The 26171-nt window shown below is 70.7% G+C and carries 27 protein-coding genes and 4 tRNA genes; 8 read left to right on the plus strand and 23 right to left on the minus strand.

Annotated elements, in window-relative coordinates:
• Positions 1–103 precede the first annotated feature (103 nt).
• From C1N91_RS11155 to C1N91_RS11175, 5 genes are all read right to left on the minus strand, one after another.
• Positions 104–943, minus strand: a complete 840-nt coding sequence (locus C1N91_RS11155) for a carbohydrate ABC transporter permease (protein WP_058727455.1) — start codon at positions 941–943, stop codon at positions 104–106.
• Complete coding sequence (locus C1N91_RS11160; RefSeq protein ID WP_175415997.1) at positions 936–1931, minus strand: carbohydrate ABC transporter permease; 996 nt, start codon at positions 1929–1931, stop codon at positions 936–938. The genes C1N91_RS11155 and C1N91_RS11160 overlap by 8 nt, the downstream gene beginning before the upstream one ends.
• A 172-nt stretch (positions 1932–2103) precedes the next feature.
• Entirely contained in the window at positions 2104–3405 is a 1302-nt protein-coding gene (locus tag C1N91_RS11165) for an ABC transporter substrate-binding protein (RefSeq protein ID WP_137767765.1), read from the minus strand.
• Positions 3406–3545: 140 nt separating this feature from the next.
• Positions 3546–4700 carry a Gfo/Idh/MocA family protein gene (locus C1N91_RS11170; protein WP_137767766.1) on the minus strand — a complete coding sequence of 385 codons (1155 nt, stop codon included), beginning with the start codon at positions 4698–4700 and terminating at the stop codon, positions 3546–3548.
• The gene (locus tag C1N91_RS11175; RefSeq protein ID WP_137767767.1) at positions 4697–5443 is read right to left on the minus strand and encodes a sugar phosphate isomerase/epimerase family protein; all 747 of its coding nucleotides are present in this window, start codon (positions 5441–5443) and stop codon (positions 4697–4699) included. The genes C1N91_RS11170 and C1N91_RS11175 overlap by 4 nt, the downstream gene beginning before the upstream one ends.
• 143 nt (positions 5444–5586) lie before the next feature.
• Here C1N91_RS11175 and C1N91_RS11180 point away from each other — a divergent pair, with 143 nt between their 5' ends.
• Together C1N91_RS11180 and C1N91_RS11185 are read left to right on the plus strand one after the other, a co-directional pair.
• The gene (locus C1N91_RS11180) at positions 5587–6798 is read left to right on the plus strand and encodes an ROK family transcriptional regulator (protein WP_137767768.1); all 1212 of its coding nucleotides are present in this window, start codon (positions 5587–5589) and stop codon (positions 6796–6798) included.
• Positions 6799–6857: 59 nt separating this feature from the next.
• Positions 6858–7613, plus strand: coding sequence for a YqaJ viral recombinase family protein (locus tag C1N91_RS11185; protein WP_137767769.1), 756 nt, complete (start codon positions 6858–6860; stop codon positions 7611–7613).
• Here the strand turns inward: C1N91_RS11185 and C1N91_RS11190 are convergent.
• The 6 genes from C1N91_RS11190 to C1N91_RS11215 all read right to left on the minus strand — a co-directional run bounded on the left by C1N91_RS11190 (position 7610) and on the right by C1N91_RS11215 (position 11285).
• Complete coding sequence (locus tag C1N91_RS11190) at positions 7610–8218, minus strand: Pr6Pr family membrane protein (RefSeq protein ID WP_137767770.1); 609 nt, start codon at positions 8216–8218, stop codon at positions 7610–7612. The genes C1N91_RS11185 and C1N91_RS11190 overlap by 4 nt on opposite strands.
• A gap of 109 nt (positions 8219–8327) precedes the next feature.
• Positions 8328–9017, minus strand: a complete 690-nt coding sequence (gene rplA / locus C1N91_RS11195; protein WP_058727448.1) for a 50S ribosomal protein L1 — start codon at positions 9015–9017, stop codon at positions 8328–8330.
• Positions 9018–9102: 85 nt separating this feature from the next.
• Positions 9103–9534, minus strand: coding sequence for a 50S ribosomal protein L11 (rplK, locus tag C1N91_RS11200; RefSeq protein ID WP_017888638.1), 432 nt, complete (start codon positions 9532–9534; stop codon positions 9103–9105).
• A 159-nt stretch (positions 9535–9693) separates the two neighbouring features.
• The gene (gene nusG / locus C1N91_RS11205; RefSeq protein ID WP_058727447.1) at positions 9694–10737 is read right to left on the minus strand and encodes a transcription termination/antitermination protein NusG; all 1044 of its coding nucleotides are present in this window, start codon (positions 10735–10737) and stop codon (positions 9694–9696) included.
• A 176-nt stretch (positions 10738–10913) separates the two neighbouring features.
• Positions 10914–11192 carry a preprotein translocase subunit SecE gene (gene secE, locus C1N91_RS11210; RefSeq protein WP_137767771.1) on the minus strand — a complete coding sequence of 93 codons (279 nt, stop codon included), beginning with the start codon at positions 11190–11192 and terminating at the stop codon, positions 10914–10916.
• A 20-nt stretch (positions 11193–11212) separates the two neighbouring features.
• Positions 11213–11285, minus strand: a tRNA-Trp gene (locus C1N91_RS11215).
• Between the two features lie 214 nt (positions 11286–11499).
• Between C1N91_RS11215 and C1N91_RS11220 the strand changes: the two genes are divergently transcribed.
• On the plus strand, positions 11500–12684 hold the full coding sequence (locus tag C1N91_RS11220; protein ID WP_137768798.1) for a pyridoxal phosphate-dependent aminotransferase: 1185 nt from the start codon (positions 11500–11502) through the stop codon (positions 12682–12684).
• Positions 12685–12807: 123 nt separating this feature from the next.
• Here C1N91_RS11220 and C1N91_RS11225 read toward each other — a convergent pair whose 3' ends face one another.
• The 3 genes from C1N91_RS11225 to C1N91_RS11235 are packed head-to-tail and all read right to left on the minus strand — an operon-like array spanning position 12808 to position 14713.
• On the minus strand, positions 12808–13845 hold the full coding sequence (locus C1N91_RS11225) for a UDP-N-acetylmuramate dehydrogenase (RefSeq protein WP_175416097.1): 1038 nt from the start codon (positions 13843–13845) through the stop codon (positions 12808–12810).
• The gene (locus C1N91_RS11230) at positions 13842–14267 is read right to left on the minus strand and encodes a MaoC/PaaZ C-terminal domain-containing protein (protein WP_137767773.1); all 426 of its coding nucleotides are present in this window, start codon (positions 14265–14267) and stop codon (positions 13842–13844) included. Before C1N91_RS11230 ends, C1N91_RS11225 begins: the two co-directional genes overlap by 4 nt.
• Positions 14264–14713 (minus strand): MaoC family dehydratase N-terminal domain-containing protein, encoded by a 450-nt coding sequence (locus tag C1N91_RS11235; protein ID WP_082687594.1) that lies wholly within the window; start codon positions 14711–14713, stop codon positions 14264–14266. Before C1N91_RS11235 ends, C1N91_RS11230 begins: the two co-directional genes overlap by 4 nt.
• 121 nt (positions 14714–14834) lie before the next feature.
• On the opposite strand from C1N91_RS11235, the gene C1N91_RS11240 reads away from it, so the two are divergent.
• Positions 14835–15212, plus strand: a complete 378-nt coding sequence (locus C1N91_RS11240; protein WP_137767774.1) for a hypothetical protein — start codon at positions 14835–14837, stop codon at positions 15210–15212.
• A gap of 370 nt (positions 15213–15582) precedes the next feature.
• Here C1N91_RS11240 and C1N91_RS11245 read toward each other — a convergent pair.
• The 4 genes from C1N91_RS11245 to C1N91_RS11260 all read right to left on the minus strand — a co-directional run bounded on the left by C1N91_RS11245 (position 15583) and on the right by C1N91_RS11260 (position 18011).
• A tRNA-Met gene (locus C1N91_RS11245) sits at positions 15583–15659 on the minus strand.
• 32 nt (positions 15660–15691) lie between these two features.
• Positions 15692–15763 (minus strand) — tRNA-Thr (locus tag C1N91_RS11250).
• Between the two features lie 92 nt (positions 15764–15855).
• Entirely contained in the window at positions 15856–17043 is a 1188-nt protein-coding gene (locus C1N91_RS11255) for a M23 family metallopeptidase (protein ID WP_137767775.1), read from the minus strand.
• A gap of 146 nt (positions 17044–17189) precedes the next feature.
• On the minus strand, positions 17190–18011 hold the full coding sequence (locus C1N91_RS11260) for an inositol monophosphatase family protein (protein WP_137767776.1): 822 nt from the start codon (positions 18009–18011) through the stop codon (positions 17190–17192).
• On the opposite strand from C1N91_RS11260, the gene C1N91_RS16730 reads away from it, so the two are divergent.
• The gene (locus C1N91_RS16730) at positions 18010–18162 is read left to right on the plus strand and encodes a hypothetical protein (protein WP_175415998.1); all 153 of its coding nucleotides are present in this window, start codon (positions 18010–18012) and stop codon (positions 18160–18162) included. The genes C1N91_RS11260 and C1N91_RS16730 overlap by 2 nt on opposite strands.
• Here C1N91_RS16730 and C1N91_RS11265 read toward each other — a convergent pair.
• A tRNA-Tyr gene (locus tag C1N91_RS11265) sits at positions 18153–18234 on the minus strand. The two genes, C1N91_RS16730 and C1N91_RS11265, sit on opposite strands and share 10 nt — an antisense overlap.
• 118 nt (positions 18235–18352) lie before the next feature.
• Here C1N91_RS11265 and C1N91_RS11270 point away from each other — a divergent pair.
• The gene (locus C1N91_RS11270) at positions 18353–18841 is read left to right on the plus strand and encodes a YajQ family cyclic di-GMP-binding protein (protein WP_058730193.1); all 489 of its coding nucleotides are present in this window, start codon (positions 18353–18355) and stop codon (positions 18839–18841) included.
• An 11-nt stretch (positions 18842–18852) separates the two neighbouring features.
• Positions 18853–20313, plus strand: a complete 1461-nt coding sequence (gene cls, locus C1N91_RS11275) for a cardiolipin synthase (protein WP_137767777.1) — start codon at positions 18853–18855, stop codon at positions 20311–20313.
• Positions 20314–20343: 30 nt separating this feature from the next.
• On the opposite strand, the gene C1N91_RS11280 is transcribed toward cls, so the two are convergent.
• From C1N91_RS11280 to C1N91_RS11295, 4 genes are read right to left on the minus strand one after another with little or no spacing between them, the layout of a single operon-like run.
• A complete protein-coding gene (locus tag C1N91_RS11280; protein ID WP_137767778.1) occupies positions 20344–21465 on the minus strand; it encodes a heparan-alpha-glucosaminide N-acetyltransferase domain-containing protein in 1122 nt (373 codons plus the stop codon).
• Between the two features lie 10 nt (positions 21466–21475).
• The gene (locus tag C1N91_RS11285) at positions 21476–22846 is read right to left on the minus strand and encodes an FAD-dependent oxidoreductase (RefSeq protein WP_137767779.1); all 1371 of its coding nucleotides are present in this window, start codon (positions 22844–22846) and stop codon (positions 21476–21478) included.
• A 57-nt stretch (positions 22847–22903) separates the two neighbouring features.
• Complete coding sequence (locus C1N91_RS11290) at positions 22904–23980, minus strand: polyprenyl synthetase family protein (protein ID WP_137767780.1); 1077 nt, start codon at positions 23978–23980, stop codon at positions 22904–22906.
• Between the two features lie 32 nt (positions 23981–24012).
• Positions 24013–24804 (minus strand): demethylmenaquinone methyltransferase, encoded by a 792-nt coding sequence (locus C1N91_RS11295; protein WP_137767781.1) that lies wholly within the window; start codon positions 24802–24804, stop codon positions 24013–24015.
• Positions 24805–24888: 84 nt separating this feature from the next.
• Between C1N91_RS11295 and C1N91_RS11300 the strand changes: the two genes are divergently transcribed.
• Complete coding sequence (locus C1N91_RS11300) at positions 24889–26148, plus strand: isochorismate synthase (protein ID WP_137767782.1); 1260 nt, start codon at positions 24889–24891, stop codon at positions 26146–26148.
• Positions 26149–26171: the final 23 nt, after the last annotated feature.

Consider the following 26171-nt stretch of genomic DNA (forward strand, 5'->3'; position numbering starts at 1 on the left):
TGTCGCTTTCGCGGAAGTGCCCGAGCGGGACCTGCCCGAGCGGGGACCTGCCCGAGCGGGAAGTGCCGAGCGGGAACCGTCCGAACGAGTGAGAGCGCTCCGCCTACTTCACTGCGCCCGCGGTCAGGCCGGCCACGAACTGGCGCTGCACGATGAGGAACGCCACCACGACCGGGATCGACACGACGAGCGACGCCGCCATGATCTGGTTCCAGTACACGTTCGTCTGCGTCGAGTACTGCTGCAGACCGTTCGCGAGCAGCTGCCCGTCCCCGTTCGTCATCACCGAGGCGAAGAGGACCTCGCCCCACGCGGTCATGAACGAGTAGATGCCGACCGCGACGAGACCCGGGCGGGCCGAGGGCAGGATGACCCGGAACAGCGCACCCATCGGACCCGAGCCGTCGACCATCGCGGCCTCGTCGAGCTCGCGCGGGATGGTCTCGAAGTAGCCCGAGAGCATCCAGATCGAGAACGGGAGCGTGAACGTCAGGTAGGTGATGATGAGCCCGAGCCACGACCCGACGAGCTGGATGCCGAGCGCGTTGCCGAGGTTCGTGAAGATGAGGAACAACGGCAGCAGGAACAGCACACCCGGGAACATCTGGGTGGAGAGCACCGCGGTGGTGAAGGTGCTCTTGCCCCGGAAGTTCCACCGCGAGACGCCGTAGGCCGCGAACGTCGCGATGATCAGCGAGAACAGCGTCGCGATCGTGCAGACCACGAGCGAGTTCACGAAGTACTTCGCGAGCGGCACCGTGGACCACATGTCGATGAACGGCTGGAAGGTGATGGTCGTCGGGATCCACGTGAAGTTGTTCTGCACGTCACCGAGCGGCTTCATCGCCGTGGTGATCATCACGTAGAGCGGCACGACCGTGAACAGCGTCAGCAGGACGATCGTGACGACCTTGAAGGACTTGGCGCCCATTGTTTCACGCACGGACGGACCTCCGGTTGGTCACGGCCAGGTAGATGCCCGTGACGATGAGCAGGAAGAGCAGGAGCAGGACGCTCATCGCGGCACCGGAGCCGAAGTTCCAGGTGATGAACGACGCGTTGTAGATGTGGAAGCTGAGCAGGTCGGCTGCCGGCGGCTGCGCGGTCGATCCGAACAGCACGTAGGGCGTGTTGAAGTCGTTGAACGTCCAGAGGAACATCACGAGCACGAGTGTCACGTTGACCGGTCGGACCATCGGCAGCGTGATCGAGCGCCACTGGCGGAAGGGCTTCGCGCCGTCCACCGACGCGGCTTCGTACACGTCGTTCGGGACGGACTGCAGCCCGGCCATGAGCATGAGGAACGCGAACGGCCAGGTCTTCCAGATCGCGACGACCACGACGGACACGAACGCGTTCGAGCCGATCAGCCAGAACGGCCCCTGCCCGCCGAACAGCCCGAGCTGGTCGACGAGGACGTGGTTCACGGCGCCCGAGTCCCGCTGGAACATGAACTTCCAGGTGATGATGCCGGCGTACATCGGCAGCGCGTAGGGCACGAGGAACAGCGTGCGGAAGAGCCCGCGTCCCTTGAACGGCTTCTGCAGTGCGACCGCCGCAGCCATGCCGAAGGTCCACGCCAGGGCGACGACGATGATCGTGTAGCCGCAGGTGATGAGGAACGAGTTGAGGACGCCCTTGCCGATGGCCTGGTCGAAGTCGATCGCGACCGAGTAGTTGCGCAGCCCGGCGAAGGGCGCGGCACCCCAGTTCGCGATGAAGTACTTGGTGAGCTGGACGAACGAGATCCAGATGCCGGTGAGCATCGGCACGATGTGGATCAGCAGCTCGAACAGGACAGCGGGTGCGACGAGCGCGTACGGCAGCCAGTGGCGCTTCGGCTTCCGACCCGGCTGCGGCCCCGACAGGGTCGGGGCCTTCGTACGGGTCAGGTCGATGCGCTCGGAGTCGGGCAGGACCGAGGTGGTCATGGGTGGTGGCCTTCCGGCGATGACGGGATCGGGTGCGTCGTCCGCCGGGCCGTGGCAGCGGCCTGGAGGATCGACCAGCGTGAGCCGATCGGCTCACCCCGGCACGGGGCCGGGTGTGGAGGGGCGAGGCCCGGGGCGCGTCCTGCGGACGCGCCCCGGGCCTCCAGGCCGACTAGCCGACCGACTGCGAGACCTGGTCCTGCGCGGTCTGCAGGGCCGTCTTGATGTCGCTGTCGGACACCGTGCCGCCGGTGGCGATCTTGGCGAACATGTCGTTCATCGCCTTGCCGACCGTCGACTCGAACTGGTCCTCGGCGGGCACCAGCGGGAGCGGCTTGGCCTTGTTGTTGTAGATGTCGAGGAACGTCTTCGTCTGCTCGTCGGTGACCGAGTCAGCAGCGGAGGCGAGCACCGGCAGGGCCGAGTACGGCTTGTCGAGCGTGCTCTGCGTCGACTCGCTCGTCATGAACTTCACGAACTCGAGCGCGCCGTCCTTGTTCTTCGTGTTCTTGAAGATCGACAGGTTGATGCCGGCCGGGAAGGACGCGATGTCCTTCGCGCCCTCGGGTGCCGGGAAGGGCACCACGCCGAACTGGTCAGCGGACATGCCGTTGGAGGTGATGGTGGCGTTCGCGTTGTTCTGCGTCAGCATCATCGCGGCCTTCTTGTTCGCGAAGTCCGAGACCGCCTGCGTGCCGTTGTCGTACTGGGCGTTCGAGGTGTTGACGACCTTGTCCGACTGCATCAGGTCGAGGTAGCGCTTGATGCCGTCGACGTTCGCCTTCTCGGTGAAGGTCGGCTTGCCGTCCTTGTCGAACCACTCGCCACCGTTCTGCGCCGAGTTGATGAACGCGAAGTGGGCGTTCTCGGTGTACGACCCACCGGCGATGGTGAAGCCGTACTGGTCGCCCGTGGTGAGCTTCTTGGCGTCCGCCGTCAGCTCCTCCCACGTGGTGGGTGCCTGGAGACCGGCGTCCTGGAACATCTGCTTGTTGTAGTACAGGCCGTACGCGAGACCGTAGAGCGGGACGCTCGTGACGGTCTTGCCGGGGGCACCGCCGGTGGAGAGCGCGACCTTGCCGAACTTGTCGGCACCGCCGATCGCCTTCATCTCCGAGTCGCCGAACTCCTGGAAGGCGCCGGTGGCCTGGAGCGAGGTCGCCCAGGTGTTGCCGATGTTCACCACGTCCGGGCCCTGACCCGAGGTGACGGCGGTCGTGATCTTCGTCTGCAGGTCGTTCCAACCGATGACCTGGAGGTTCACCTTGATCCCGGTCTCCTTGGTGAACTTCTCGAGGACGGGGGTGAGCACCTCCTTGTCGTTCTGCAGGGACGTGCCCTGGTTGGACGCCCAGTAGGTGAGCGTCTTCGAGTCGCCGGACGAACCGGACGATCCCGAGGAGCAGGCTGCGAGGCCGGTCACGGTGAGTGCCGCGGCCGCGGTGATGGCCAGTGCGCGGATGGCAGTGCGCATGACTCTCTACTTTCTCGTCGTTGAGGTGGTGCAGGAGGTGGTGCGGTGGTGCTGGTCGTGCTGTCGGGTGCTGCTGTGTGGTGCGGTGTCCCCGACCGGGTGTCCGTCCGTCGTCGGACGGGTCCGGCCGGCGCCGTCCGTCAGGACAGGGTGGACGCCGCGGGGTCCCAGCCCTCGGGGAGGGTCGGGGAGGGTGCGACGGTGCTCTCCACGAGCACGGTCTCACCACGTTCGGCTGCCTCGGCGATGGAGACCATCACGTCGAGGACGTGGAAGGCGAGGGCGCCGGGGACCCGGTTCTCCTCGCCGGCGCGGAGCGAACGGGCCAGGTCGACCACGCCGGTGCCGCGCGAGTACGTCGAACCGACCGCGGGGATCGTCTCGGGGTCTTCGGCACCGTGCGCGTACAGCTCGGTGTCGCCGTCGAAGTCGTTCGGGTCCGGGAACACGACCGTGCCGGTCTCCCCCGCGATCTCGACGAAGCCGGTGCGACCGCGGTCCGACTCGAACGAGAACACGCTCTGCGCGCTCCCGCCGTGCTCGAACTGGATGAGCGCGGAGTGGTTCGTCGGGACCTCGACCGGGAACTCGGTGCCCGCCTTCGGGCCGGAGCCGATCGTCCGCGTGGCACGGGCCTTCGACGCCGTTGCGGTGACCTTCGCGACCGGACCGAACGCCTGCACGAGGGTCGTGATGTAGTACGGGCCGATGTCGAAGAGCGGGCCGGCCCCGTGTGCGAAGAGGAACTCCGGGCTCGGGTGCCACGACTCCGGGCCGGGGCTCTGGAAGAGCGTCAGGCCGTTGAGCGGGGTGCCGATCCGGCCCTCGCGGACGACGCGGAGCGCGGTCTGGAGCCCTGCGCCGAGGAACGTGTCCGGCGCCACGCTGACGGTCTTCCCCGCGGCACGTGCCGCGTCGCGGAGCTCGGCGGCACTGGCGCGGTCGAGGGCGTAGGGCTTCTCCCCCCAGACGTGCTTGCCGGCGGCGAGGACCTGCAGGGCGACCTCGACGTGCGCGGCGGGGATCGTCAGGTTGACGACGATCTCGATGTCGTCGTCGGCGAGGAGCTGCTCGACCGAGCCGGACCCGGCGACGCCCCACTTCTCGGCCTGGGCGGCGGCACGGGGCTCGTCGATGTCGGCGATGAAGCGGACCTCGACGTCGGGGAACACCGTGAGGTTCGACAGGTACTGGTCCGAGATGACGCCGGCACCGATGACGCCGACGCCGACCGGTCCGGTGCGGCGGGTGCCGTCGACGGCTGGAGACGCGGTGGCTGCGGTCGTGTCGGTCATGCCCGGGCCCCCTCGAGGAACGTGTAGGAGTCGGCCACGGCCTGGAACACGTCGCCCTCGTGGTCGTCGAGCTCGACGACGTGCAGGGCGTCGGGCGCCGCGGCGACGATCTCGCGGATCGGCATGATGCCGTTCCCCACGGCGACCTGCTGCTTGTCGTCGTGCGAACCGTCGCCGTCCTTGACGTGCAGGAACTGCACCTTGTCGCCGAGGCGCTGCAGCACGGCCACGGCGTCGTCACCGCCGACCTTCGCCCAGTAGGTGTCCAGCTCGAGCACGACGTCGTCGGACAGCGCGTCCGCGAAGACCTCGTAGGCGCTCACGCCGTCGATGCGGTTCGAGAACTCGAACGCGTGGTTGTGGTACCCGAGCACGAGCCCGTGGTCGGCGGCGCGGGGAGCCAGTGCGCTGAGCTCGCGGGCGATCGCCTCGACGTCCTCGCGAGTCGTCCACCGCGCCTCGTCGATGTGCGGGTCGATCAGGGTGCCGAGACCGACCGTCACGCTGGCGTGGAAGATGCGCTCGAGGTCCTGCTCCCCGGCGTCCAGCAGGCGGGCGTGACCGCTCGGGACCTGCAGGCCGGCGGCGGCGAGGGCGTCGCGCAGTTCCTCGGCACGGTCGACGAACCCGAAGGCCTCGACGTTCGTGTAGCCGATGGACGCGATGCGCTGCAGCGTGCCCGGCAGGTCCGCCGAGAGGGCGTCCCGCACCGTGTAGAGCTGGACCGACAGGGGTTGTGTCACCAGGGGTTCTCCTCGTCGAGATGGTGGATCGTCAGTGATCGAGCGTCACACTATGACCGCTTCTGTCGGCGGTCAAGCAGAAGTTGCGACAGAGTCGACAGTCTTCGTTGCGTGGCGCGTTCGATGTGTGCTTCACTCCCCACATGGTCGACTTCACCCGGACGGCAGCGTCGCCTCCGGTCGGAGCGAGCGAGCTCTTCCAGATCCTCCGCGACGGTGTGCCGCGGACCCGGGCGGAGCTCGCCGCCCTGACAGGTCTCGCACGCTCGACGATCGCCGTGCGCCTGGACGCGCTCGTCGACGTGGGGCTCGTCGGTCCCGTCGAGACCGCGGCCTCCACCGGTGGCAGGCCGCCGGCCCAGGTCGCCCTCCTCCCCCGCGCCCGACTCGTCGTCGCCGCGGACCTCGGTGCCTCGCACGGCCGCGTCGCCGTGACCGACCTCGTCGGTGCGCCGCTCGCGACGCGGGAGGCGGCGATCGACATCGCCGCCGGTCCGATCCCCACGCTCACCTGGCTGGTCGAGACCGTCGACGCACTCCTCGACGAGGTCGGCCGCGCGCGCGACGACGTCGTCGCGATGGGCATCGGCGTGCCCGGTCCCGTCGAGTTCTCCACCGGGCGTCCGGCGAACCCGCCGATCATGCCGGGCTGGGACGGCTTCGACGTCCCCGGCTGGCTGCGCGGTCACCTGTCCGCGCACGTCCTGCTCGACAACGACGTGAACATCGCCGCGCTCGGCGAACGGGCGCACGGCTGGCCGGACGTCGACCACCTGCTCTTCGTGAAGGTGGCGACCGGCATCGGGTCGGGCATCGTCTCCGACGGCCAGCTGCGCCGCGGCGCCCAGGGCACGGCCGGCGACATCGGCCACGTGCGGGTGTCACGTGCCGGTGACATGCCCTGCCACTGCGGCAACACCGGCTGTCTCGAGGCCGTCGCGTCCGGCCCCGCCATCGCGCGGGCCCTGCGGGCGAAGGGCCACGACGTGCACACGAGCGGTGACGTCATCGCACTGGTCGAGCGCTCCGAGCTCGACGCGATCGGTGCCGTCCGCCAGGCCGGCCGCGACATCGGCGAGGTGCTCGCCACCTGCGTCTCGCTCGTCAACCCGTCGGTGATCGCGCTCGGTGGCTCGATCACGCGCGCCGGGGAGCACCTCCTCGCCGGCGTCCGTGAGGTCGTCTACGCCCGCTCGATGCCGCTCGCCACCGAGCACCTCGTGATCGCGCAGTCCCGCGCCGGCTCGGTCGCCGCGCTGCAGGGTGCTGCCGCGCTGGCCATCGGCTACGCGCTCTCCCCCGCCGGCGTCGACGAACTGGTCGCCGTGGCGGAGCGACGCGCGCTCGTCTCCTGAGGGCGGACGCCGCGCGCGTCGGTTCGCGCCGTGTCGGCCCGCGGGGTGAGAATCGTCGGGTGACGATCGTGCAGCCCACCCTGTGGGGCGACCTGGACCCCGGTCTGGAGGCCCTCCCCGCCTCCGCCACGCCGGCCGCGTCCGACGCGCGGTCGGCTGCACGTGCGGCCGCTCCCGTCGGGCGGTCCGCCGCGGGTCCGCGCTCCACGGCGGGCGTCCACGACGCGTTCACCGCGCTCCGCGGGCACACCGAGCGGATCGTCGCGCACTCGTCCGACCGGGTGGCCTGGCTGCGCGCCCGCGCGATGGGGATCACCGCCACCGACGTCGCACGGCTCGCCTCGCTGCGCGCCGTCGAGGCCGTCGTCGCCGAGAAGCGGTACGGCTCCCGGTTCTCGGGGAACGCCTGGACCGAGCACGGCAAGGACCGCGAGCCCGTCATCGCCGCCTGGGTCGCCGCCACGCACGGCATCGAGCCGTCGGCGCACCTGTTCCACGCGAGCACGAACCGTGCCCACCTCGCCACCCCGGACGGCGTCGGGTACGACGCGTCGGAACGCCTCGTGCTCGCGGAGATCAAGACCACCGGCAAGGCCTGGCGGAGCATCCCACGGCACTACCTGCGCCAGGTCTGGTGGCAGCAGTACGTCCTCGGCGCCGACCGCACGCTGTTCGTGTGGGAGCGGCACGACGACTTCGTGCCCGTCGCCGACGAGCCGGAGTGCCGCTGGGTCGACCGTGACGACGACCAGATCCGCGGGCTGGTGCAGCTCGCCGACCTGGTGCTCGACAAGCTGCGGGCGTTCCGGGTCTAGACCTTCACCAGGCGCAGGCGGCTCATCCCGACCACGAGGACACCGAGCAACGCGATCGTGACGCCGACACCGATGCAGTACAACGTGACGACGCCGTAGCCCTGCGACGGGTTCAGGAACGGGTACGGCACCCAGCCGTCCGTCGCGCCCCGGACCAGGACGACGACCGTCCAGACCGCCGGGTAGAGCAGGAACCACCAGATGTGACGGAAGAGCAGTCGCGCGCGGTCGGAGAACAGCAGCCAGTCGAGCACGGCGTAGAGCGGGATCCACCTGTGCAGCAGGTCGTTCGACCACGGGACCGTGTTCTCGACGGCCGCGCCGACGAGGAGCGTGTTGTAGACGATGCCGGTGGTCGCGATGTAGACCGTCGCCGCGCCCCTGAAGACGCTCACGCCGAGCACGGTGCGCTTGCGACGGGCCGCCGCGACGAGGGCGACCGCGAACGCGACGCCGATGATGATGTTCGACTGGATCGTGAAGTAGCCGAAGAAGTTCAACGGGTCGTAGCCCGCGAGCGTGGAGCTGACGAGCCACTGGCCGAGCACGGCGGCCACGACGCCGATCACGGCGAGGAGCCGCAGTGAGTTCACGAGGATGCGCACGGTGCCACGCTATCCGGCTGATCGCCCGGGAACGCAGAGGGACCCGCACCGATCCGGTGCGGGTCCCTCGATCCGATCGGTCGATCAGATGGTGCTTCCGATCAGTCGATCAGATGGCGTTGACGTCGAGCGGGATGCCCGGTCCGAAGGTCGTCGAGACGGCGCCCTTCGTGATGTAGCGACCCTTCGAGGCGGACGGCTTGAGGCGGACGATCTCCTCGAGCGCGGCCGAGATGTTCTCGTCGAGCTGCTCCGGCGTGAACGAGGCCTTGCCGACGACGAAGTGCACGTTGGCGTGCTTGTCGACGCGGAACTCGATCTTGCCGCCCTTGATGTCGTTGACGGCCTGCGCCACGTTCGGGGTCACGGTGCCGGTCTTCGGGTTCGGCATGAGGCCACGCGGGCCGAGCACCTTGCCGAGACGACCGACCTTGCCCATGAGCTCCGGCGTCGCGACGGCGGAGTCGAACGCGGTGTAGCCCTCGGCCACCTTCGCGATGAGCTCGTCGCCACCGACCTCGTCGGCACCGGCGGCGATGGCGGCCTCGGCCGCAGCGCCCACGGCGAAGACGATGACGCGGGCGGTCTTGCCCGTGCCGTGCGGCAGGATGACCGTGCCGCGGACCATCTGGTCGGCCTTGCGGGGGTCGACGCCGAGCTTCAGCGCGACCTCGACGGTGGAGTCGGTCTTCGCCGAGCCGGTCTCCTTCGCGAGGGCGACGGCCTCGGTCGGGGTGTAGAACTTGTCGGCCTCGATCTTCGCGGCCGCGGCCTGGTAGGCCTTGGACTTCTTCGCCATGGTGTTCTCCTTGCAGAGCTACGTGGTTGACGAGCCGGCGAGGCTCTCCCACGGAAAGGGGTCGGGGTGTGTGGGGCGCTGAGGCTTACGCCTCGACCGTGATGCCCATCGAACGAGCGGTGCCGGCGATGATCTTCGCGGCCTGCTCGATGTCGTTGGCGTTCAGGTCGGCCTGCTTGGTCTCGGCGATCTGACGGACCTGGTCCATCGAGATCTTCGCGACCTTGACCGTGTGCGGGGTCGAGGACCCCTTCTGCACACCCGCGGCCTTCTTGATCAGCTCTGCGGCCGGCGGGGTCTTGAGGACGAACGTGAACGAACGGTCCTCGTAGACGGTGATCTCGACCGGCACGACGTTCCCGCGCTGCGACTCGGTCGCGGCGTTGTACGCCTTGCAGAACTCCATGATGTTCACGCCGTGCTGACCGAGCGCAGGACCGATCGGCGGGGCCGGGTTGGCGGCGCCCGCGTTGATCTGCAGCTTGATGAGGCCCGTGACCTTCTTCTTCGGTGCCATGTTGTGCTTCCTCCTGGAATCGAACGCACGGGGACCCGTGCACTCTCCCGCTGGCCCGGCGGATCCGGACCGCGGTGAAGCCCCGCATGCCACAGCACGCGGGGCCAAACCTCAGCAGTCTACCCGATCGGTCGGACCGGGTCGACGCCCTGGGACGAACTAGAGCTTGGTGACCTGGTCGAAGCTCAGCTCGACCGGGGTCTCACGCTCGAACAGCGAGACGAGGACCGTGAGCTTGCCGCTCTCCGGCTTGATCTCCGAGATCGACCCCGGCAGACCAGCGAACGAGCCCTCCTTGATCGTGATCGTCTCGCCGATCTCGAAGTCGACCTCGGCCTGGGGCTGCGCCTGCGCGGCACCGCCGGACTTCGCGCCGCCCTTGGTGGGCGCGGCCTCGGCGACCTGGACGAGCGACTTCAGCATGCCGAACGCCTCGTCGAAGCGCAGCGGCGTCGGGTTGTGGGCGTTGCCCACGAAGCCGGTGACGCCGGGGGTGTGGCGGACGACCGACCACGAGTCCTCGTTGAGGTCCATGCGGACGAGCACGTACGAGGGGATCCGGACCCGGGTGACCAGCTTGCGCTGCCCGTTCTTGATCTCGACGACGTCCTCCATCGGGACCTCGACCTGGTAGATCGAGTCCTCCATCGACATCGAGATCATGCGGTTCTCGATGTTCGACTTCACGCGGCGCTCGAAGCCCGCGTAGGAGTGGATGACGTACCACTTGCCCGGCTTCATCCGCAGCTCGGCCTTGAAGGCGTCGTACGGGTCGACCTCGGCAGGCTCGTCGTCGGCGTCGAGGGCCTCGTCCGCGGCGAGCGTCTCGTTCGCCTCGGCAGCCGTGGCGTCCTCGAGCTCGGACTCCTCCTCGTCCTCGACGGCCTCGACCGCAGCCTCGGCCTCGTCGGCGGAGTCGATCTCGAGCGCGTCGTCCACGACGGCGTCCGCCTCGGGGTCGCGGGACTCGGCCAGTGCGGTGAGCGTCTCGTCGACGGAGGCGTCGACCGTGCCGTCGTCCGGCTCGTCGCTCAGACCGAGGGAGTCGTCGTCCTCGTCCTCGACGGAGATCGCGCGCTCCTCGGCGGACTCGACCGAACGGCCCTCGGCGGTCTCGACGTCGCCTTCCTGGTTCTCCTCGACCTCGGAGGACTGCTCAGCAGCCGTGGCGAGGTCGATGTCGTCGCGGGAGTAGTCAGACACTGCGGTTCTTTCCGTTCGGTGGTGCGGATCGGGTGAGTGGCCGGAGCGGTTCGCGTCCGTCGCCGTCTCGGGGAGACCGTACTCCTGTCCGTGTCCGGCCAGGTGGACGGACGCTGCCGGCCGCTGTCGGACTGGCCGCTGTCGGACCAACCGCTGACCGGCCGGTCGACGACGGATCAGACCGTCGGACCGTTGCCGAACACGTAGCCGACCCCGAGACCGAAGACGAAGTCGAGGATCGACACCAGGATCATCATCACGACGACGAAGACGAGCACGACGCCGGTGTAGCTGAAGAGCTCCTTGCGCGTCGGCGTCACGACCTTGCGGAGCTCGCCGATGACCTGGCGGATGAAGAGGGCGACGGCGGCGATCGGGCCACCTCGCTGAGCACGGTCGGCCTTGGCCTTCGCGACGACGTCATCCGTCGTCGTCTCCATGTCCTTGCTCGCCACCTTCACACCTTCCAGACTTGCAGGGCGGACAGGACTCGAACCTGCAACCTGCGGTTTTGGAGACCGCTGCTCTACCAATTGAGCCACCGCCCTGTGAGGGTCGAGACCCCCTGGCACACGTTCCGTCACCGTTCCGTGCGCCGGTGGTCGAGTGTACGGGAGTACGTCACACGCTGTCCACTCGGCCGCTCCCCCGGCGTGCCGCGCCGGTAGGCTCGTGGCCGTGAGCACCGCAGCCCCCGGCCCCGAGTCCACCGCCCCCGAGCACGCGCCGACCCCCGTCGACGCGACCTCCGACCGCCCGCGCATTGCCTCGCGCATCGCCGCGATCGCGGAGTCCGCGACGCTCAAGGTCGATGCCAAGGCGAAGGCGCTGAAGGCCGCCGGTCGCCCGGTGATCTCGTTCGCCGCCGGCGAGCCGGACTTCGCCACGCCGCAGCACGTCGTCGACGCGGCCGTCGTGGCCGTGCAGGACCCGGCGAACCACCGGTACACGCCCGCGACCGGCCTGCCCGAGCTCAAGCGGGCGATCGCCGAGAAGACCGCGCGCGAGTCCGGCACCACGGTCGACCCGTCGCAGGTCATCGTCACCAACGGCGGCAAGCAGGCCGTCTACCAGGCCTTCCAGACGATCGTCGACGAGGGCGACGAGGTCCTCCTCCCCGCCCCGTACTGGACCACCTACCCGGAGGCGATCCGCCTGGCCGGTGGCACTCCGGTCGAGGTCTTCGCCGGCAGCGACCAGGACTACCTCGTCACGGTCGAGCAGCTCGAGGCCGCCCGCACGCCGCGGACCAAGGCGCTGCTCTTCTGCTCGCCGTCGAACCCGACCGGCTCGGTGTACTCGGCCGAGCAGACGAAGGCCATCGGCGAGTGGGCGCTCGAGCACGGCATCTGGGTGATCAGCGACGAGATCTACCAGGACCTGGTCTACGACGACGTCACGTTCACGGGCATCCTCGACGCGGTGCCGGCCCTGGCGGACACCACCATCCTCGTCAACGGCGTCGCCAAGACCTACGCCATGACCGGGTGGCGCGTCGGCTGGTTCATCGGTCCGGCCGACGCCGTGAAGGCCGCGTCGAACCTGCAGTCGCACCTGTCGTCGAACGTCGCGAACGTGTCGCAGCGCGCGGCGATCGCCGCACTCACCGGCCCGCAGGAGCCCGTGCAGGCGATGCGCGAGGCGTTCGACCGCCGCCGCCGCGCGATCGTCGACGGACTCAACGCGATCCCGGGCTTCGTCACGCCGACGCCGAAGGGCGCCTTCTACGTCTACCCCGACGTGACGGCACTGCTCGGCCGCGAGTGGGCGGGCTCGACCCCCACGACGACGCTCGAGCTCGCGGACCTGATCCTCGAGCACGCCGAGGTCGCGGTCGTCCCGGGCGAGGCCTTCGGTCCCTCCGGGTACATCCGCATGTCGTACGCGCTGGGCGACGACGACATCGCCGAGGGCGTCCGTCGCCTCACGGAGTTCTTCTCCGCGTAGATCCCCCTCCGCAAGACGCAACGAAGGCGGTTCCTCGCAGCGCTGTGACGCTGTGCGGGACCGCCTTCGTTGCGTTCTGCGGGCCGGGAGGGTCGGCCTGGAGGCCCGGGGCGCGTCCGGTGGTCAGCTCGCGGCGAGCAGGTCCCCCACCACGACCGGCTCCGGCACCAGCGAGACCCCGAACCGGTTGAGGACGGTCACCTGCACGTACCGCGCCAGCTCGGCGACCTGGGCGGCGGTCGCCCCGCCGCGGTTCGTCAGCGCGAGGGTGTGCTTCGAGGAGATCGCGGCGTGCGATCCGGGGACCGCGTACCCGCGGTGGACACCCGCGTGCTCGATGAGCCACGCGGCACTGAGCTTGACGTCCTCGCCAGCGGGCCACCGCGGGGCCTCGGCGGGGAGCGTCTCGGCGAACGCCGCGGACACGATCGGGTTCGTGAAGAACGAGCCGGCGCTCCAGGTGTCCGGGTCGGCGTCGTCGAGCACCATGCCCTTCGAGGCTCGGAGCCGCAGGACGGTCTCGCGGATCGTCATGGGCTCGACCGGGGTGCCGAGGTCGACGCCGAGCGAGCCGGCGAGCTGGGCGTAACGGACCGGGACCCCCTGGTCGACTGCCGTGCCGAGACGGAACTCGACCGTCAGCACCACGCCCCGCCGCCCGTGCTTCAGCGTCGAGGTGCGGTAGCCGAGCGCCAGCTCGGCCGCTTCCACCCACGTGCGGTCCCCCGTCGACGCGTCCAGGAACTCGATGCGGGTGAGCACGTCGGAGAGCTCGACCCCGTAGGCGCCGATGTTCTGCACGGGGGCGGCGCCGACCGTGCCCGGGATGCCGCTCAGGGCCTCCAGACCGGTCCAGCCGTTCTCGACGGTCGTCGCGACGAACCGGTCCCACGGCTCACCGGCCGCGACGCGGACGGTGACGCCGTCCGCGTCGGGATCCGCGTCCACCCCGTGCGTCCGGACGAGCACGACGGTGCCGGCGAAGCCGTCGTCGGCGACGAGCAGGTTGCTGCCGCCGCCGACGACGAGCCACTCGTCGTCCTGCCAGGCGGCCCGCGCGTGCGCGACGAGCTCGTCGGTCGTGTCCGCGACCAGGAGGGTGGCCGCGGGACCGCCGACGCGGAACGTCGTGAGGTCGGCCAGTCGCGTCGTCACGGTCAGCGGAACACCACCGTGACCTGCGCCTTGCCGAGCACGGTCTGCCCGGCGGCGGTCACGGTGAGGTCGATGCGCTGCGGACGGCCCTGGTCGTCCACGGTGCCGACCTTGGCGACCACGCCGACGGTCGCGCCCTGCTCCGGGTCGACGACGACCGGGCGGGTGAAGCGGACGCCGTAGCGCTGGACCCAGCCGCCGTCGCCGAGCCACTCCGCGACGGGCTGGACGGCGAGGCCCATGGTGAGCATGCCGTGCGCGAGCACGCCCGGCAGGCCGACGGACGCGGCGACGTCGTCGCGGTAGTGGATCGGGTTGAAGTCCCCCGAGGCCCCGGCGTAGCGCACGAGGGCGTCGCGGGTCAGGTGGACCTCGCGCTCGGCGACGACGGCGCCGACCTCGAGCGCGGTGGCGGGTGCGGCGGTCATGCGTCGTCTCCTCGGACCACGAGGGTGGAGGTCGCCGTGACGACGTGCTCCCCCGAGGCGTCCTGCATCGTGCTCTCCGCGGTCACCATGGCGTTGCCACCGAGGGTCTTGACGCTGGTGACGGTGAGCGTGGCGGTCAGCTCGTCGCCGGCCACGATCGGCCGGTCGTAGGTGAAGGACTGCTCGCCGTGCACGACACGGGAGAAGTCGATGCCGGCGTCCGGTTCGGCCAGGAGCTGGGCGAGCGTGGCCTCCTGCACGACGACGGCGAAGGTCGGCGGCGCGACCACGTCGGCGTACCCGGCGGCGCGGGCGGCGTCCGGCTCGTGGTGGATCGGGTTCGTCGCGAACACGGCGCGGGCGAACTCGCGCACCTTCTCGCGACCGACCAGGTAGGGCTGGGCCGGCGGGAACGTCCTGCCGACGAGCTCGGGGTTCACTGACACGGGTGGGAGTCTACCGAGCACCCTCGACACAGGGCCGCTTCATGAGGATGCATCGGCTAGGCTCGGCGGACGGCGTCCGGGGGGACGCCGTCGGGACGACTCCGGGGACGGGGAGGGACGCATGGAGCACACGACCGAGTACGCGGTCCACACGGGCGACCGGTGCACCGCGATGGAGGTCGCCAGCGCGGCCCTCCGGCAGGCGGGACACCGGGTCGAGTCGACGGGCGGCACGATCACCGCGACGACCGGGAGCCGGCTGCTCACCATCCTGCTCGGCGCGCTCGTGCACCCGTCGCGGGAGTTCCGGCGCTACGAGCTCTCGACGACCGTCACGGGGACGTCGACCACCATCACGCTCCGGCACGCGCAGCACGCCACGGCGGTGTCCGGCGGGAGCATCGGGGCGGGGCGTCGGCGGAGCGCGTGGCAGCAGGTGGAGGCGACGCTCGAGCGGGCGCTCCGGGCCGCCGGCGTGCTGACCGCTCCCCCGCGCTGACGCCCGGGCGCGGAGTGGCGCGCGCCTCGGGTGGCGCGAGTGTTCGGGAGCCCGTGCCGCCGTCGCGTGCGGCGCGGTCCGCGCGATGCACATCTGGCCAGACCGGGCGCACTTCGCCACTTCGGGCATACCTGGCCAGACCGGGCGTACCTGGCCAGACCGGGCGTACCTTGCATGTCAGGATCACCAGGTACGCCCGATCACGTCAGGTACAGCGCCCGTGATGGGAAAGAACGGGCGAGCCGGACGTGCGACACGACCGTTGCCCGAGGCGTTGCGGCCCGGGAGAAGTGCAGCACGGCAACGAGAAGACCCCGGGAAGAAGAAGCCCGGGAACGACGAAAGCCCGGCGATCTGGCCGCCGGGCCTGTGGTAGCGAGGACGGGACTTGAACCCGTGACCCCACGATTATGAGTCGTGTGCTCTAACCAACTGAGCTACCCCGCCAGAGATCCGGAGCGACAACAGCTCCGGGTCGGAGCCCCGAGTCAGGATTGAACTGACGACCCCTTCCTTACCATGGAAGTGCTCTACCACTGAGCTATCGGGGCGAGTGCCGCTCGGCGGCACCAGACGAGCGTAGCAGACGCGCGGCGGTGGTCGGGAACCGGACGCGACGCCCGGGCGTGCCGCCGCGCCTCCGCTAGTTCGCGTTCGCGCGGAGCCAGGCCAACGGGTCCACCGGGACCCCGCCGACGTGGATCTCCAGGTGCAGGTGGGGTCCGGTCGAGTTGCCGGTCGAGCCGACCTCGCCGAGTTCGTCCCCCACGGCGATCTCCTGGCCGGTGACGACCTTGAACGTGCCGTCCTTCATGTGGCCGTAGACGCTGACGAACTGCTTGCCGTCCACGTCGTGCTGGACCCAGACGTCGTTGCCGAAGCCGCCGTCGTGCGCCTGCACCTTGATGACGGTGCCCGCGGCGACCGAGCGGATCGGGGTGCCCTCGCCCGGGGCGAAGTCGACGCCCATGTGGTTCGTCGAGCAGAACGAGCAGCCCTCGACCTGGCGGCCGCCGAAGCCGGACGTGATCGGGACGCCGGTCAGGAACGGCCACTGGATGGACCCGTTCGGGTCGTTCGTGAAGGTCGACGCGTCCACGTTCTTGTACTGCGTGGCGGACGTGACCGAGTACTGGTCGCGGGTGGTCTCCGCGTCCGCAGCTCCGTCACCCACGCTGAGCGACTGCCCGTCACCGGCAGCGACGGTCCGGGCCGTGGTGGTGTCCGACTGCGGCACCCAGAGCGCCTGTGCTGGCAGAGACGTCGAGACGACCAGCCCGGCGGCGAAGAGCAGGGCTCCGACCGCGGTGACGCGTGAGGCGTTCCGACGGAAGGCGGCACCACGCTCGGCCCGGGGCACGATCGAGGACGCGGGCGCACCACCGATGTGCCGGGTCGCGCGGTCGACGCGCACCGACGGGGCAACAACGGAGCCAGCAGCCGCGGATCGCCGTCCTGCGGACGGGTGCACCGGATCGACCACCGGGGTGGGCGCACGCGAGGCGTCGACCGCCGGCGTGACGTCCGGCGACGCGGGGGCCGGCGGCGTGACCGCGCCGGCCGACGGTGCGGGCCGGACAGGCGAGGTCGGCGCGAGGTCGATCGGGGAGACCGGAGCCGCCGGCGTCGTCGGTGCGACGAGTTCGTCGAACGACGGCCCGGAGACGGACCCGGTGGCCGCCGCCGTCGCCTGCGCCGCAGGCTGGACCACCGTCGCAGCGGCACGACGCTCGGCCTCGATGCGTGCGCGTCGCGTCAGGTGCACGACCGGTTCGGTCGCGGTCTCGGGGCGGGTGGGCGTCGTCGCGGTCGGCTGGGAGGCGTGGGGCATGTGTTCGGGGCTGATCCTGATCGGGGCACGAGGCGCTCGTTGGTAACGAGCAGGTAACGGGACTGCAGCACGCTAGCAGGGGCCGTGCCGCACCGCCAGTCGCGTGCACGACCGTGCAGGACCCACGACGGGACTCCGCCCGGCGGTCAGTCCCCGAGCACCTCGGACTCGAGCCGACGCACGAGGGCCTCGAGCTCGTCCGCCACCGCCGGTGCGGCGAACAGGAACGACCGCGTGCCGTCGGCCTCCCAGATCCGGACCTCGGCCCCCGCCTCGGCCGCGACGAGCGACCCGGCCGCCATGTCCCACGGGTTGATCCCGCGCTCGTAGTAGGCATCCACGGTGCCCGCCCCGACCGCGCAGCAGTCGAGCGACGCGGCTCCGGCACGCCGGACGTCCCGGACCTCGCCGATCAGACCCGCGAGGACCGCGACCTGCTCGCGACGGCGCTCTGCGGTGTAGCCGAAGCCCGTCGCGACGAGCGTCTCGGCGAGCGATGCGGGCGTCGACGCCCGGAGCGGGACGCCGTCGCGCGTCGCGCCCTCGCCGACCACCGCGCGGTGCACCGTGCCCGTCGCCGGTGCCACGACGATGCCCGCGAGCGCCTCCCACTCCGTCGGGTCCGCGCTCCCCCGGACGACACCGATGCTCACGCCGTACTGCTCGCTGCCGTACAGGTAGTTGACCGTTCCGTCGATCGGGTCGACGACCCACGTGATGCCCGACGAGCCGATCCCGGAGCCGGACTCCTCGCCGTGGAAGCCGTCGTCGGGACGCGCCTCGGCGATCCGGGCACGGATGAGCGCCTCGACCTCGCGGTCGGCTGCCGTCACGACGTCGACGATGCTCGACTTCCGGTCGGCGACCTCGACACCCTCCGCACGTCGGCGCGCGGCGAGGGCAGCTGCCTCCCGGGCGATCGACTCGGCGAGGTCGGCGAACTGGACTGGGGTGAGCGTGTCGGGCATGCCCCCAAGCCTGCCGGATCGCGACCAGGAAGGCCGCCAGCCCAGGAACGGCAACGACAACGACAACGGCAACGGCAACGGCGAGAACATCGGCCGAGGAACGGGAACAGCCCCGTCCGATCCGGACGGGGCTGTCGTGTGTGGCAAGTGAGGGATTCGAACCCCCGAAGGCTACGCCGGCTGATTTACAGTCAGATCCCTTTGGCCGCTTGGGTAACTTGCCGTGTGCGCACCCGGCCGGTGTGGTCACCAACCGAAGGCGCGGTGAAGAGCATACCGGACTCCGGAGGGTGCTCGTGACCACCGAACCGGGACCGCGCCGCGCCGTTAGGCTGTCCGGCATGGCAGACAGTTCCTTCGACGTGGTCAGCAAGGTCGACAAGATGGAGGCGGAGAACGCCCTCAACCAGGCCGCCAAGGAGATCGAGCAGCGGTACGACTTCAAGGGCGCCGACGCGTCGATCGCGTTCAGCGGCGAGGACGTCCTCATCAAGGCGAACTCCGAGGAGCGCGCGAAGGCCGTCCTCGACGTGCTGCAGAGCAAGGCCATCAAGCGGAACATCTCGCTGAAGAGCCTCGACGCCGGCGACCCCTACCCCTCGGGCAAGGAGTACCGCATCGAGGTGAAGTTCAAGAACGGCATCGAGCAGGACGTGGCGAAGAAGATCGGCGCGTTCCTCCGCGCGAACGCCCCGAAGAGCGTGAAGAGCCAGATCCAGGGTGACGAGCTCCGCGTCTCCTCGAAGAGCCGCGACGACCTGCAGAACACGATCCAGCTCCTCAAGGGTGAAGAGTTCGACGTGCCGCTGCAGTTCATCAACTTCCGCTAGCCCCGCACCCCGTGGAGCACTGGCTCGGCGTCGCGGTCACCGTCCTCCTGGTCCTGCTGGACCTGGCGATCCGCGTCTTCTCGATCATCTACGTCCCCTACAACCGGAAGCCGCAGACCGCGACGGCCTGGCTGCTCGCCATCTTCCTGATCCCGTACATCGGGTTCATCGTCTTCCTCATCATCGGGTCGACGAAGCTGCCGAAGGCGCGTCGCGAGAAGCAGACCGAGATCAACGCGTACATCCTCGAGCAGACCGAAGGCATCGAGCGCGTGCGCCGCGACCACCCCTGGCCGCCGTGGCTCGAGAGCGTGACGAAGCTGAACCGCGAGCTCGGCGCGATGCCGCTCGTCGGCGGCAACTCCGCCGAGCTCTACCCGGACTCCTACGAGTCGGTGCAGGAGATGACCCGCGCGATCGACCAGTCACGGCGGTTCGTGCACGTCGAGTTCTACATCGCGACGCTCGACGACACGACCCGGCCGTACTTCGAGGCCCTCGCCCGGGCGCAGGCCCGCGGCGTCACGGTGCGGTTCCTGCTCGACCACTGGGCGAGCCGCGGGTACCCGGGCTACAAGGACACGCTCGCGTTCCTCGACCGCGCGAACATCGAGTGGCACCTCATGCTCCCGCTGCAGCCGCTGCAGGGGAAGTTCCAGCGCCCCGACCTGCGCAACCACCGGAAGATCATGGTGATCGACGGCTCGGTCGCGTTCACCGGGTCGCAGAACCTGATCGACCCGTCCTACGACCTGAAGTCGCACATCGAGAAGGGCATGGTCTACAAGGACCTGTTCGCCCGGTTCGAGGGGCCGGTCGTCGCGGGACTCAACGCCCTGTTCGTGACGGACTGGTACAGCGAGACCGACGAGCTCCTGCTCCGCGAGAGCGACCCGGTGCAGCGGGCCGACCGCGGCGACGCGCTCGACTGCCAGGTCGTGCCGTCCGGGCCCGGCTTCGACGGCGAGAACAACCTGCGCCTGTTCAACGCGCTGCTGTACTCCGCGCAGGAGAAGGTGTCGATCACCTCGCCCTACTTCGTCCCGGACGACTCGATGCTCTACGCCATCACGACAACCGCGCAGCGCGGGGTCGCGGTCGAGCTCTTCGTCGGCGAGATGGGCGACCACGCGATGACGTGGCACGCGCAGCGGTCCTACTACGAGGAGCTCCTGCGCGCCGGCGTCCGGATCTGGCTCTACCGTGCGCCGACGATCCTGCACGCGAAGCACTTCACCATCGACGACGAAGTGTCGGTCATCGGGTCGAGCAACATGGACATGCGGTCCTTCAGCCTGAACCTCGAGGTCTCCGTGATGGTGCGCGGCCGCCGCTTCGTCGACGCGCTGCGCGGGGTGCAGGACGCGTACAAGGACGCGTCGTTCGAGCTCACGCTGGACGCGTGGCTCGAGCGCCCGCGCCGCTCGCAGGTCCTCGACAACGTCGCGCGGCTCACCGCCGCCCTGCAGTAGGTCCCCGGCCGGGAGGCGCGGCGCCGGCCGTCAGCGTGCGTCCGGCACCAGACGGGTGAGGCGCGCGACGAGACGCTCGAGCGGTCCGCTCCCGAGGAACGCCCGCCACAGCATCGCGACGAGCACCGACCCGATCGCGAACCACGCCCACACCGCCCCGGACTGCGGGTACTCCGGCAGCAGCGCGATCACGACCAGGTGCCCCGCGTAGACCGTCAGCGGCATCGACCCGACCGCCGCAAGCGGGAACGCGGTCCGCGCGGCGGTCCGTCCACGCCCGTCGAACACCAGGGTGCACAGGGCGATCACCGCCACCGCGACCCCGGCGGTCGCGACGACGTCGACGACCGACGACGAGTGGTCGCGCGGGGACAGCAGCAGCTGTGCGAGCGCCGACGCTCCCCCGCTGCCGTCCGGCGCCCACGGCACCCCGGGGAACGCCTCGTACACGGCGCCGGGCGGGACCGGCGCCAGGACGTTCCCGACCACGTACGCGACGACGGCGACCAGGGCGCCGGACGCGAGGAGCGCGACCTGCGTGCGCCGTGCCTCCAGACCGACCCTGGCGACCGCGAGACCGACCAGCACGTACGCCAGGAACGTGACCACGGGGTAGACGAGTCCGAGCTGCACCTCCCACATCCCGGCACCCGCGTAGAGCGGCACGACCGCGAGTGCGACGACCGGCGACAGCAGCGCGCACACCGCGGCGGCGACGAGCAGCCCCACCGGACGCCACCGGAGCGTCGGGAGCACGAGCAGGAACAGCGCGCCGTACGTCGGCAGGATCACGTAGACCGGCGTGCCGAGGGCCATCAGCAGGAGGCCGACGGCGACCACCGCCACGGCACGGATCGCGAGGCGTACCCGGATCCGCCCGATCGCCGGTGGGCCGGGCGGGTCCGTCCTGCCGCTCGTCAGGCCGATCGAGACACCCGCGAGCACGGCGAACAGCGTCGACGGCCGCCCGTGCGCCACGGCGGTCCAGGTGGCGGGATCGGACCAGTCGACCTCGTCCGCGATGCCGCCGATGTGTGCGGCCATCATGCCGAGGAGCGCGAGTGCCCGCGCGACGTCGACGCCCTGCAGTCGGCCGGGCGCGACGAGCGCGCCTCGCATCGCGGCGGGCGGTGCGGGGCGTGCGGCGGTCATCGTGCGGCGATCAGCTCGTGGGCGAGGAGACGCGTCGGAGCGAGACGTCGACCATCTCGTCGCGCGGCACGACCTTGATGCGCTCGCGCCCCTCGGCGGCGCCCAGGGCCTGCTCGTGCTCGTCGAGCGCGTGCCACCCGTCGAGGTCGGTGTAGTCCACGCCGCGCTCGCGGAGCAGGGCCGGGACCGCCTCGGGTGACGGGTCGGCGGGCGTCCACCACGAGGCCTGGTCGTTCACGATGTGCTGGACGGTCTCCATGGCGTCGGACTTCGTGTGCCCGATCAGGCCGACCGGACCGCGCTTGATCCATCCCGTGGCGTAGACGCCGGGGACGGGCGAGCCGTCCTCGTCGAGCACCTGGCCCTCGCGGTTCGGGATCACGCCGGTCGTGTCGTCGAAGGGCACGCCGGGCAGCGGGGAGCCGAAGTAGCCGACCGCGCGGTACACGGCCTGCACGGCGAGTTCGCGGATCTCCCCCGTGCCCTCGACGCCGCCCTCACCGTTCGGCCGGGTGCGCTCGTAGCGCAGCGCCGTGACGTGGCCGTCCTCGCCGACGATCTCGACGGGCTTGGCCCAGAAGTGCAGGTGGAGCCGTCGGCTGGCCTGCCCGACCTCGCGCGTGCGCCACTGCTCCAGGACGCGGTTCATCACCATGACCTGCTTGTTCGTCTGGATAGCGATGAGCGACGCCTCGTCGTGGTCGAAGTCCTCGTCGTACACGACCATGTCGACGTCGCGGAGCTCGCCGAGCTCGCGGAGCTCCAGCGGGGTGAACTTCACCTGCGCCGGACCCCGACGACCGAACACGTGGACGTCGGTGACCGGGGAGCCCTTGAGCCCCTCGTACACGTTCGCCGGGATCTCGGTCGGCAGCAGGTCGTCCGCGTGCTTCGCGAGGATGCGCGACACATCCAGCGCGACGTTGCCGTTGCCGATGACCGCGACGCTCGACGCCGTGAGCGGCCATGTGCGCGGCACGTCCGGGTGCCCGTCGAACCAGCTGACGAAGTCCGCCGCGCCGTACGAGCCGTCGAGGTCGATCCCGGGGACGTCGAGCTCGGCGTCCTTGATCGCGCCGGTCGAGAACAGCACCGCGTTGTAGTGCTGCTTGAGGTCGTCCATCGTGATGTCCCGGCCGAAGCGCACGTTGCCGAACAGTCGGACGACACCGCGGTCGAGTACGTCGCGCAGCGCGTTCACGATGCCCTTGATCCGCGGGTGGTCCGGCGCCACGCCGTAGCGGACGAGACCGTAGGGGGCCGGGAGCTGCTCGAAGAGGTCGATCGACACGTCGGTGCCGTGCGCCTCGCGCAACAGGATGTCCGCGGCGTAGATGCCGGCGGGACCGGCGCCGACGATGGCGATTCGGAGGGTGGGCACTGATGTCTCCAGTTCGTTCGGTCGGGTGCTCCCGGCGGGCCGTGGCGGGCCCTCGTGTCAGCGGCTGCGCTCGACCACGGACTCGGCGAACCGCGTCAGTGCGCGCTTCACGGTGCCGTCGGGCAGCGGTTCCAGGGCGGCCACCGCCTCCTCCGCCCAGCGGACGGCCACGGCGCGGGTCGCCGTGGTCGCCTCGTGCTCGCGGAGCGCGGCGACTGCCGACTGGTAGGGCTCGGAGCCCACGGCGTCGTCGGGGGCGTCCTTGACGTCGTGCTCGATGCGGTCGAGCAGCGCCGCCGCGCCGTCGTCACCGGCAGCCAAGCGGCGGAGCTGGAGCAGGGGCAGCGTGTCGACCCCGGCGCGTAGGTCGTTGCCGGCGATCTTGCCGGTGCGGTCCTTCGCAGGGGCGAGGTCGATGACGTCGTCGACGAGCTGGAAGGCCACGCCGACCTTCTCGCCGAAGGTGCCGACGGCGTCGAGGTAGGCGCGGTCCGCGCCGGAGAACATGACGCCCGCGCGGGCCGCGGTGGCGATCAGCGATCCGGTCTTGTCGCTGAGCACCTGGATGTAGTGCTCGACCGGGTCGTCGTCGGGCTGCGGTCCGGTCGTCTCGTGCAGCTGGCCCATGCAGAGCCGCTGGAAGGTCTCGGCCTGCATCCGGATGCCCTCGGTGCCGAGGTCGGCGGTGATCAGGCTGGCCCGTGCGAAGAGCAGGTCACCGGTCAGGATCGCGACGTTGTTGCCGTAGGTGACGTGCGCGGCGGGCACCCCGCGGCGGACCGGCGCCTCGTCCATGACGTCGTCGTGGTACAGCGACGCCAGGTGCGTGGTCTCGATGCTCACGGCGGCCTTCACCACCGCGTCCGTCACGCCGTTGCCGAGCTGCGCGATGAGCAGGGTCAGGGTGGGCCGGATGCGCTTGCCGCCCGCCGAGAGCAGGTAGCGACTCGTGGTGTCCGCCAGCGTGTCGGTCGACCGCATGGCCTCCTCGAGGCCCTGCTCGACGAGCTCGAGCCCGTCGTCGACCGCGCTGATGAAGCGCCGCTCGGACGGGGTCGCGAACAACCGCTCGCCGATGCCCAGCGAGGCGCGGAGGCTCGGTGCGCGACGTGCGACCGGGACGCTCGGGTTCAAGTGCTGCTCCGTGTTCGGGGTCTGGTGACCGGTCAGGCGTCGCCGGGTTCGACGCTCGGCTGCTCGCCGGTGTGCTGGTGCTCGCGACGCGCCTTCGCCCGGCGGGCGACGGACTCGCGCACCTCGCCCGCGACGGGCTTGCGGCCACGGTGCAGCGCGACGATGCCGGCGGTCAGGTTGCGGTGCGCGACCATCGTGAAGCCGACGCCGCGGAGCCACTGGCTGAGGACCTGCTGGTCCGGCCACGCCTCGATCGACTCGGCCAGGTACCGGTACGCCGCCGGGTTGCTGCTCGACAGCCGTGCGATGCCCGGCAGCACACGCTTGAGATATGCGCCGTACCCGAAGCGCAGCAGCGCCATCGGGGGCGTGGAGAACTCGCAGATGACGAGCCGACCGCCGGGCTTCAGCACCCGGAGCATCTCGGTGATCGCCTGCATGGGGTCGTTGACGTTGCGCAGCCCGAAGGAGATCGTGACCGCGTCGAAGGTGTCGTCGTCGAAGGGCAGCTGCTCGGCGTCGCCCTCGACGAACGTGATCTCGGGGTGCCGCTCGCGTCCGACGGCGATCATGCCCGCCGACAGGTCGAGCGCCGTGACGTCCGCACCCTTCTTCGCGAGCGCCGCCGCGCTCGTGCCGGTGCCCGCGGCGATGTCCAGCACCTTCTCGCCCGGCTGGGGGTCGACCGCTCGGACCGTCGCGACGCGCCACAGCGGGGCGTTGCCCGCCGACAGGATGTCGTTCGTGAGGTCGTACTTCGCGGCGACGTCGTCGAACATGGCCGCCACCTCGTCCGGCCGCTTGCTCAGGTCCGCTCTGCTCACCGCACCATCCTAGAGGGCGAGGCTCCCCACTGCCCGGACGCCCGGCCGGGGCCCGGCGGTCCGCCGCGCGCGTACGATCGGGTCGTGACCCGAACCACCACGGCGGCCCCCACGCTCACGGTCTCGACCAGGATCCTCGACGACCCGGGGGACGTCCTCCGCCACACCCTCCGGGACGCACCGCTGGCGTTCGTCCGGAGCGGGGACGGCATCGTGGGGATCGGTGAGGCGGCGCGGTTCACGTTCTCCGGCCCCGACCGGATGCGGCAGGCGTCCGCCGTCTGGCGCGACCTCGTGCGGGGCGCGACGGTGGACGATCCCGTGCAGCTGCGCGGGACCGGGCTCGTCGCGTTCGGGTCCTTCGCCTTCGCCGACGACTCCGCGGAGCGGAGCGTGCTCGTCGTGCCCCGGGTGGTCATCGGCAAGCGCCGGGGGAAGGCGTGGCTGACCGCCGTCGACACGACCCCCGACCCCGAGCCCCTGACCTTCTCGCGGACCTCGGTCCCGGTGCCGGCCGTCGGCGGACACGTCTCGGTCGCCCTCGGCCCCGGCCAGGTCGACGAGGACGCCTACGCCGCGGCCGTCGCGGACGCCGTGCGCCGGATCACCGCGGGCGAGGCCGAGAAGGTCGTCCTGGCCCGCGACCTGGTCGGGTCGCTGCCGGCCGGCGCCGACCGACGCGCGATCCTGCTCGACCTGGCGGCCGCGTACCCGCAGTGCGTGACGTTCGCCGTCGACGGCCTGGTCGGCGCGACCCCCGAGACCCTCGCCCGGACCGACGGCACGGAGCTCTCGGCACGGGTGCTTGCCGGGAGTGCCGCACGCGGTGCCGACCCGGCGTCCGACCGGGCCGCGGCCGAGGCCCTCGCGTCGAGTGCGAAGGACGTCGAGGAGCACGGGTTCGCGATCGCGAGCCTGCTGCACGCGCTCCGCTCGGTCGCAACCGACGTCCGCGCGGACCCGGAGCCCTTCCGCCTGCAGCTGCCGAACCTCTGGCACCTGGCCACCGACGTCCGTGCGACCCTGCCGCTCGGCACCACGTCGCTCGACGTGGCCGACGCCCTGCACCCGACCGCCGCCGTGGCGGGGACCCCCACCGACGTCGCCGTGCGCCTGGTCGCCGAGCTCGAGGGCGTCGACCGCGGTCGGTACGCCGGCCCCGTCGGGTGGCTCGGGGCGAACGGAGACGGCGAGTGGATGCTCGCACTCCGCAGCGCCCGCATCGACGACGACGGGACGGTCCGGGCGTGGGCGGGTGCCGGGATCGTCGCCGGGTCGGAGCCCGCGCGCGAGGTGGCCGAGACCGCCCTGAAGTTCCGCCCGATACGCGACGCCCTGGCCTGACGGCCGAGCGCCGGTCGGCCGAG

It is taken from the genome of Curtobacterium sp. SGAir0471 (genome assembly GCF_005490985.1).
Lineage (GTDB): Bacteria > Actinomycetota > Actinomycetes > Actinomycetales > Microbacteriaceae > Curtobacterium.

Coding starts and splice junctions, on each gene's coding strand:
- C1N91_RS11160 (WP_175415997.1), bottom strand. CDS start 1,931: ATGACCACCTCGGTCCTGCCCGACTCCGAGCGCATCGACCTGACCCGT.
- C1N91_RS11165 (WP_137767765.1), bottom strand. CDS start 3,405: ATGCGCACTGCCATCCGCGCACTGGCCATCACCGCGGCCGCGGCACTC.
- C1N91_RS11170 (WP_137767766.1), bottom strand. CDS start 4,700: ATGACCGACACGACCGCAGCCACCGCGTCTCCAGCCGTCGACGGCACC.
- C1N91_RS11180 (WP_137767768.1), top strand. CDS start 5,587: ATGGTCGACTTCACCCGGACGGCAGCGTCGCCTCCGGTCGGAGCGAGC.
- rplA (WP_058727448.1), bottom strand. CDS start 9,017: ATGGCGAAGAAGTCCAAGGCCTACCAGGCCGCGGCCGCGAAGATCGAG.
- rplK (WP_017888638.1), bottom strand. CDS start 9,534: ATGGCACCGAAGAAGAAGGTCACGGGCCTCATCAAGCTGCAGATCAAC.
- C1N91_RS11230 (WP_137767773.1), bottom strand. CDS start 14,267: ATGACCGCCGCACCCGCCACCGCGCTCGAGGTCGGCGCCGTCGTCGCC.
- C1N91_RS11240 (WP_137767774.1), top strand. CDS start 14,835: ATGGAGCACACGACCGAGTACGCGGTCCACACGGGCGACCGGTGCACC.
- C1N91_RS11255 (WP_137767775.1), bottom strand. CDS start 17,043: ATGCCCCACGCCTCCCAGCCGACCGCGACGACGCCCACCCGCCCCGAG.
- C1N91_RS16730 (WP_175415998.1), top strand. CDS start 18,010: ATGCCCCCAAGCCTGCCGGATCGCGACCAGGAAGGCCGCCAGCCCAGG.
- C1N91_RS11260 (WP_137767776.1), bottom strand. CDS start 18,011: ATGCCCGACACGCTCACCCCAGTCCAGTTCGCCGACCTCGCCGAGTCG.
- C1N91_RS11270 (WP_058730193.1), top strand. CDS start 18,353: ATGGCAGACAGTTCCTTCGACGTGGTCAGCAAGGTCGACAAGATGGAG.
- C1N91_RS11280 (WP_137767778.1), bottom strand. CDS start 21,465: ATGACCGCCGCACGCCCCGCACCGCCCGCCGCGATGCGAGGCGCGCTC.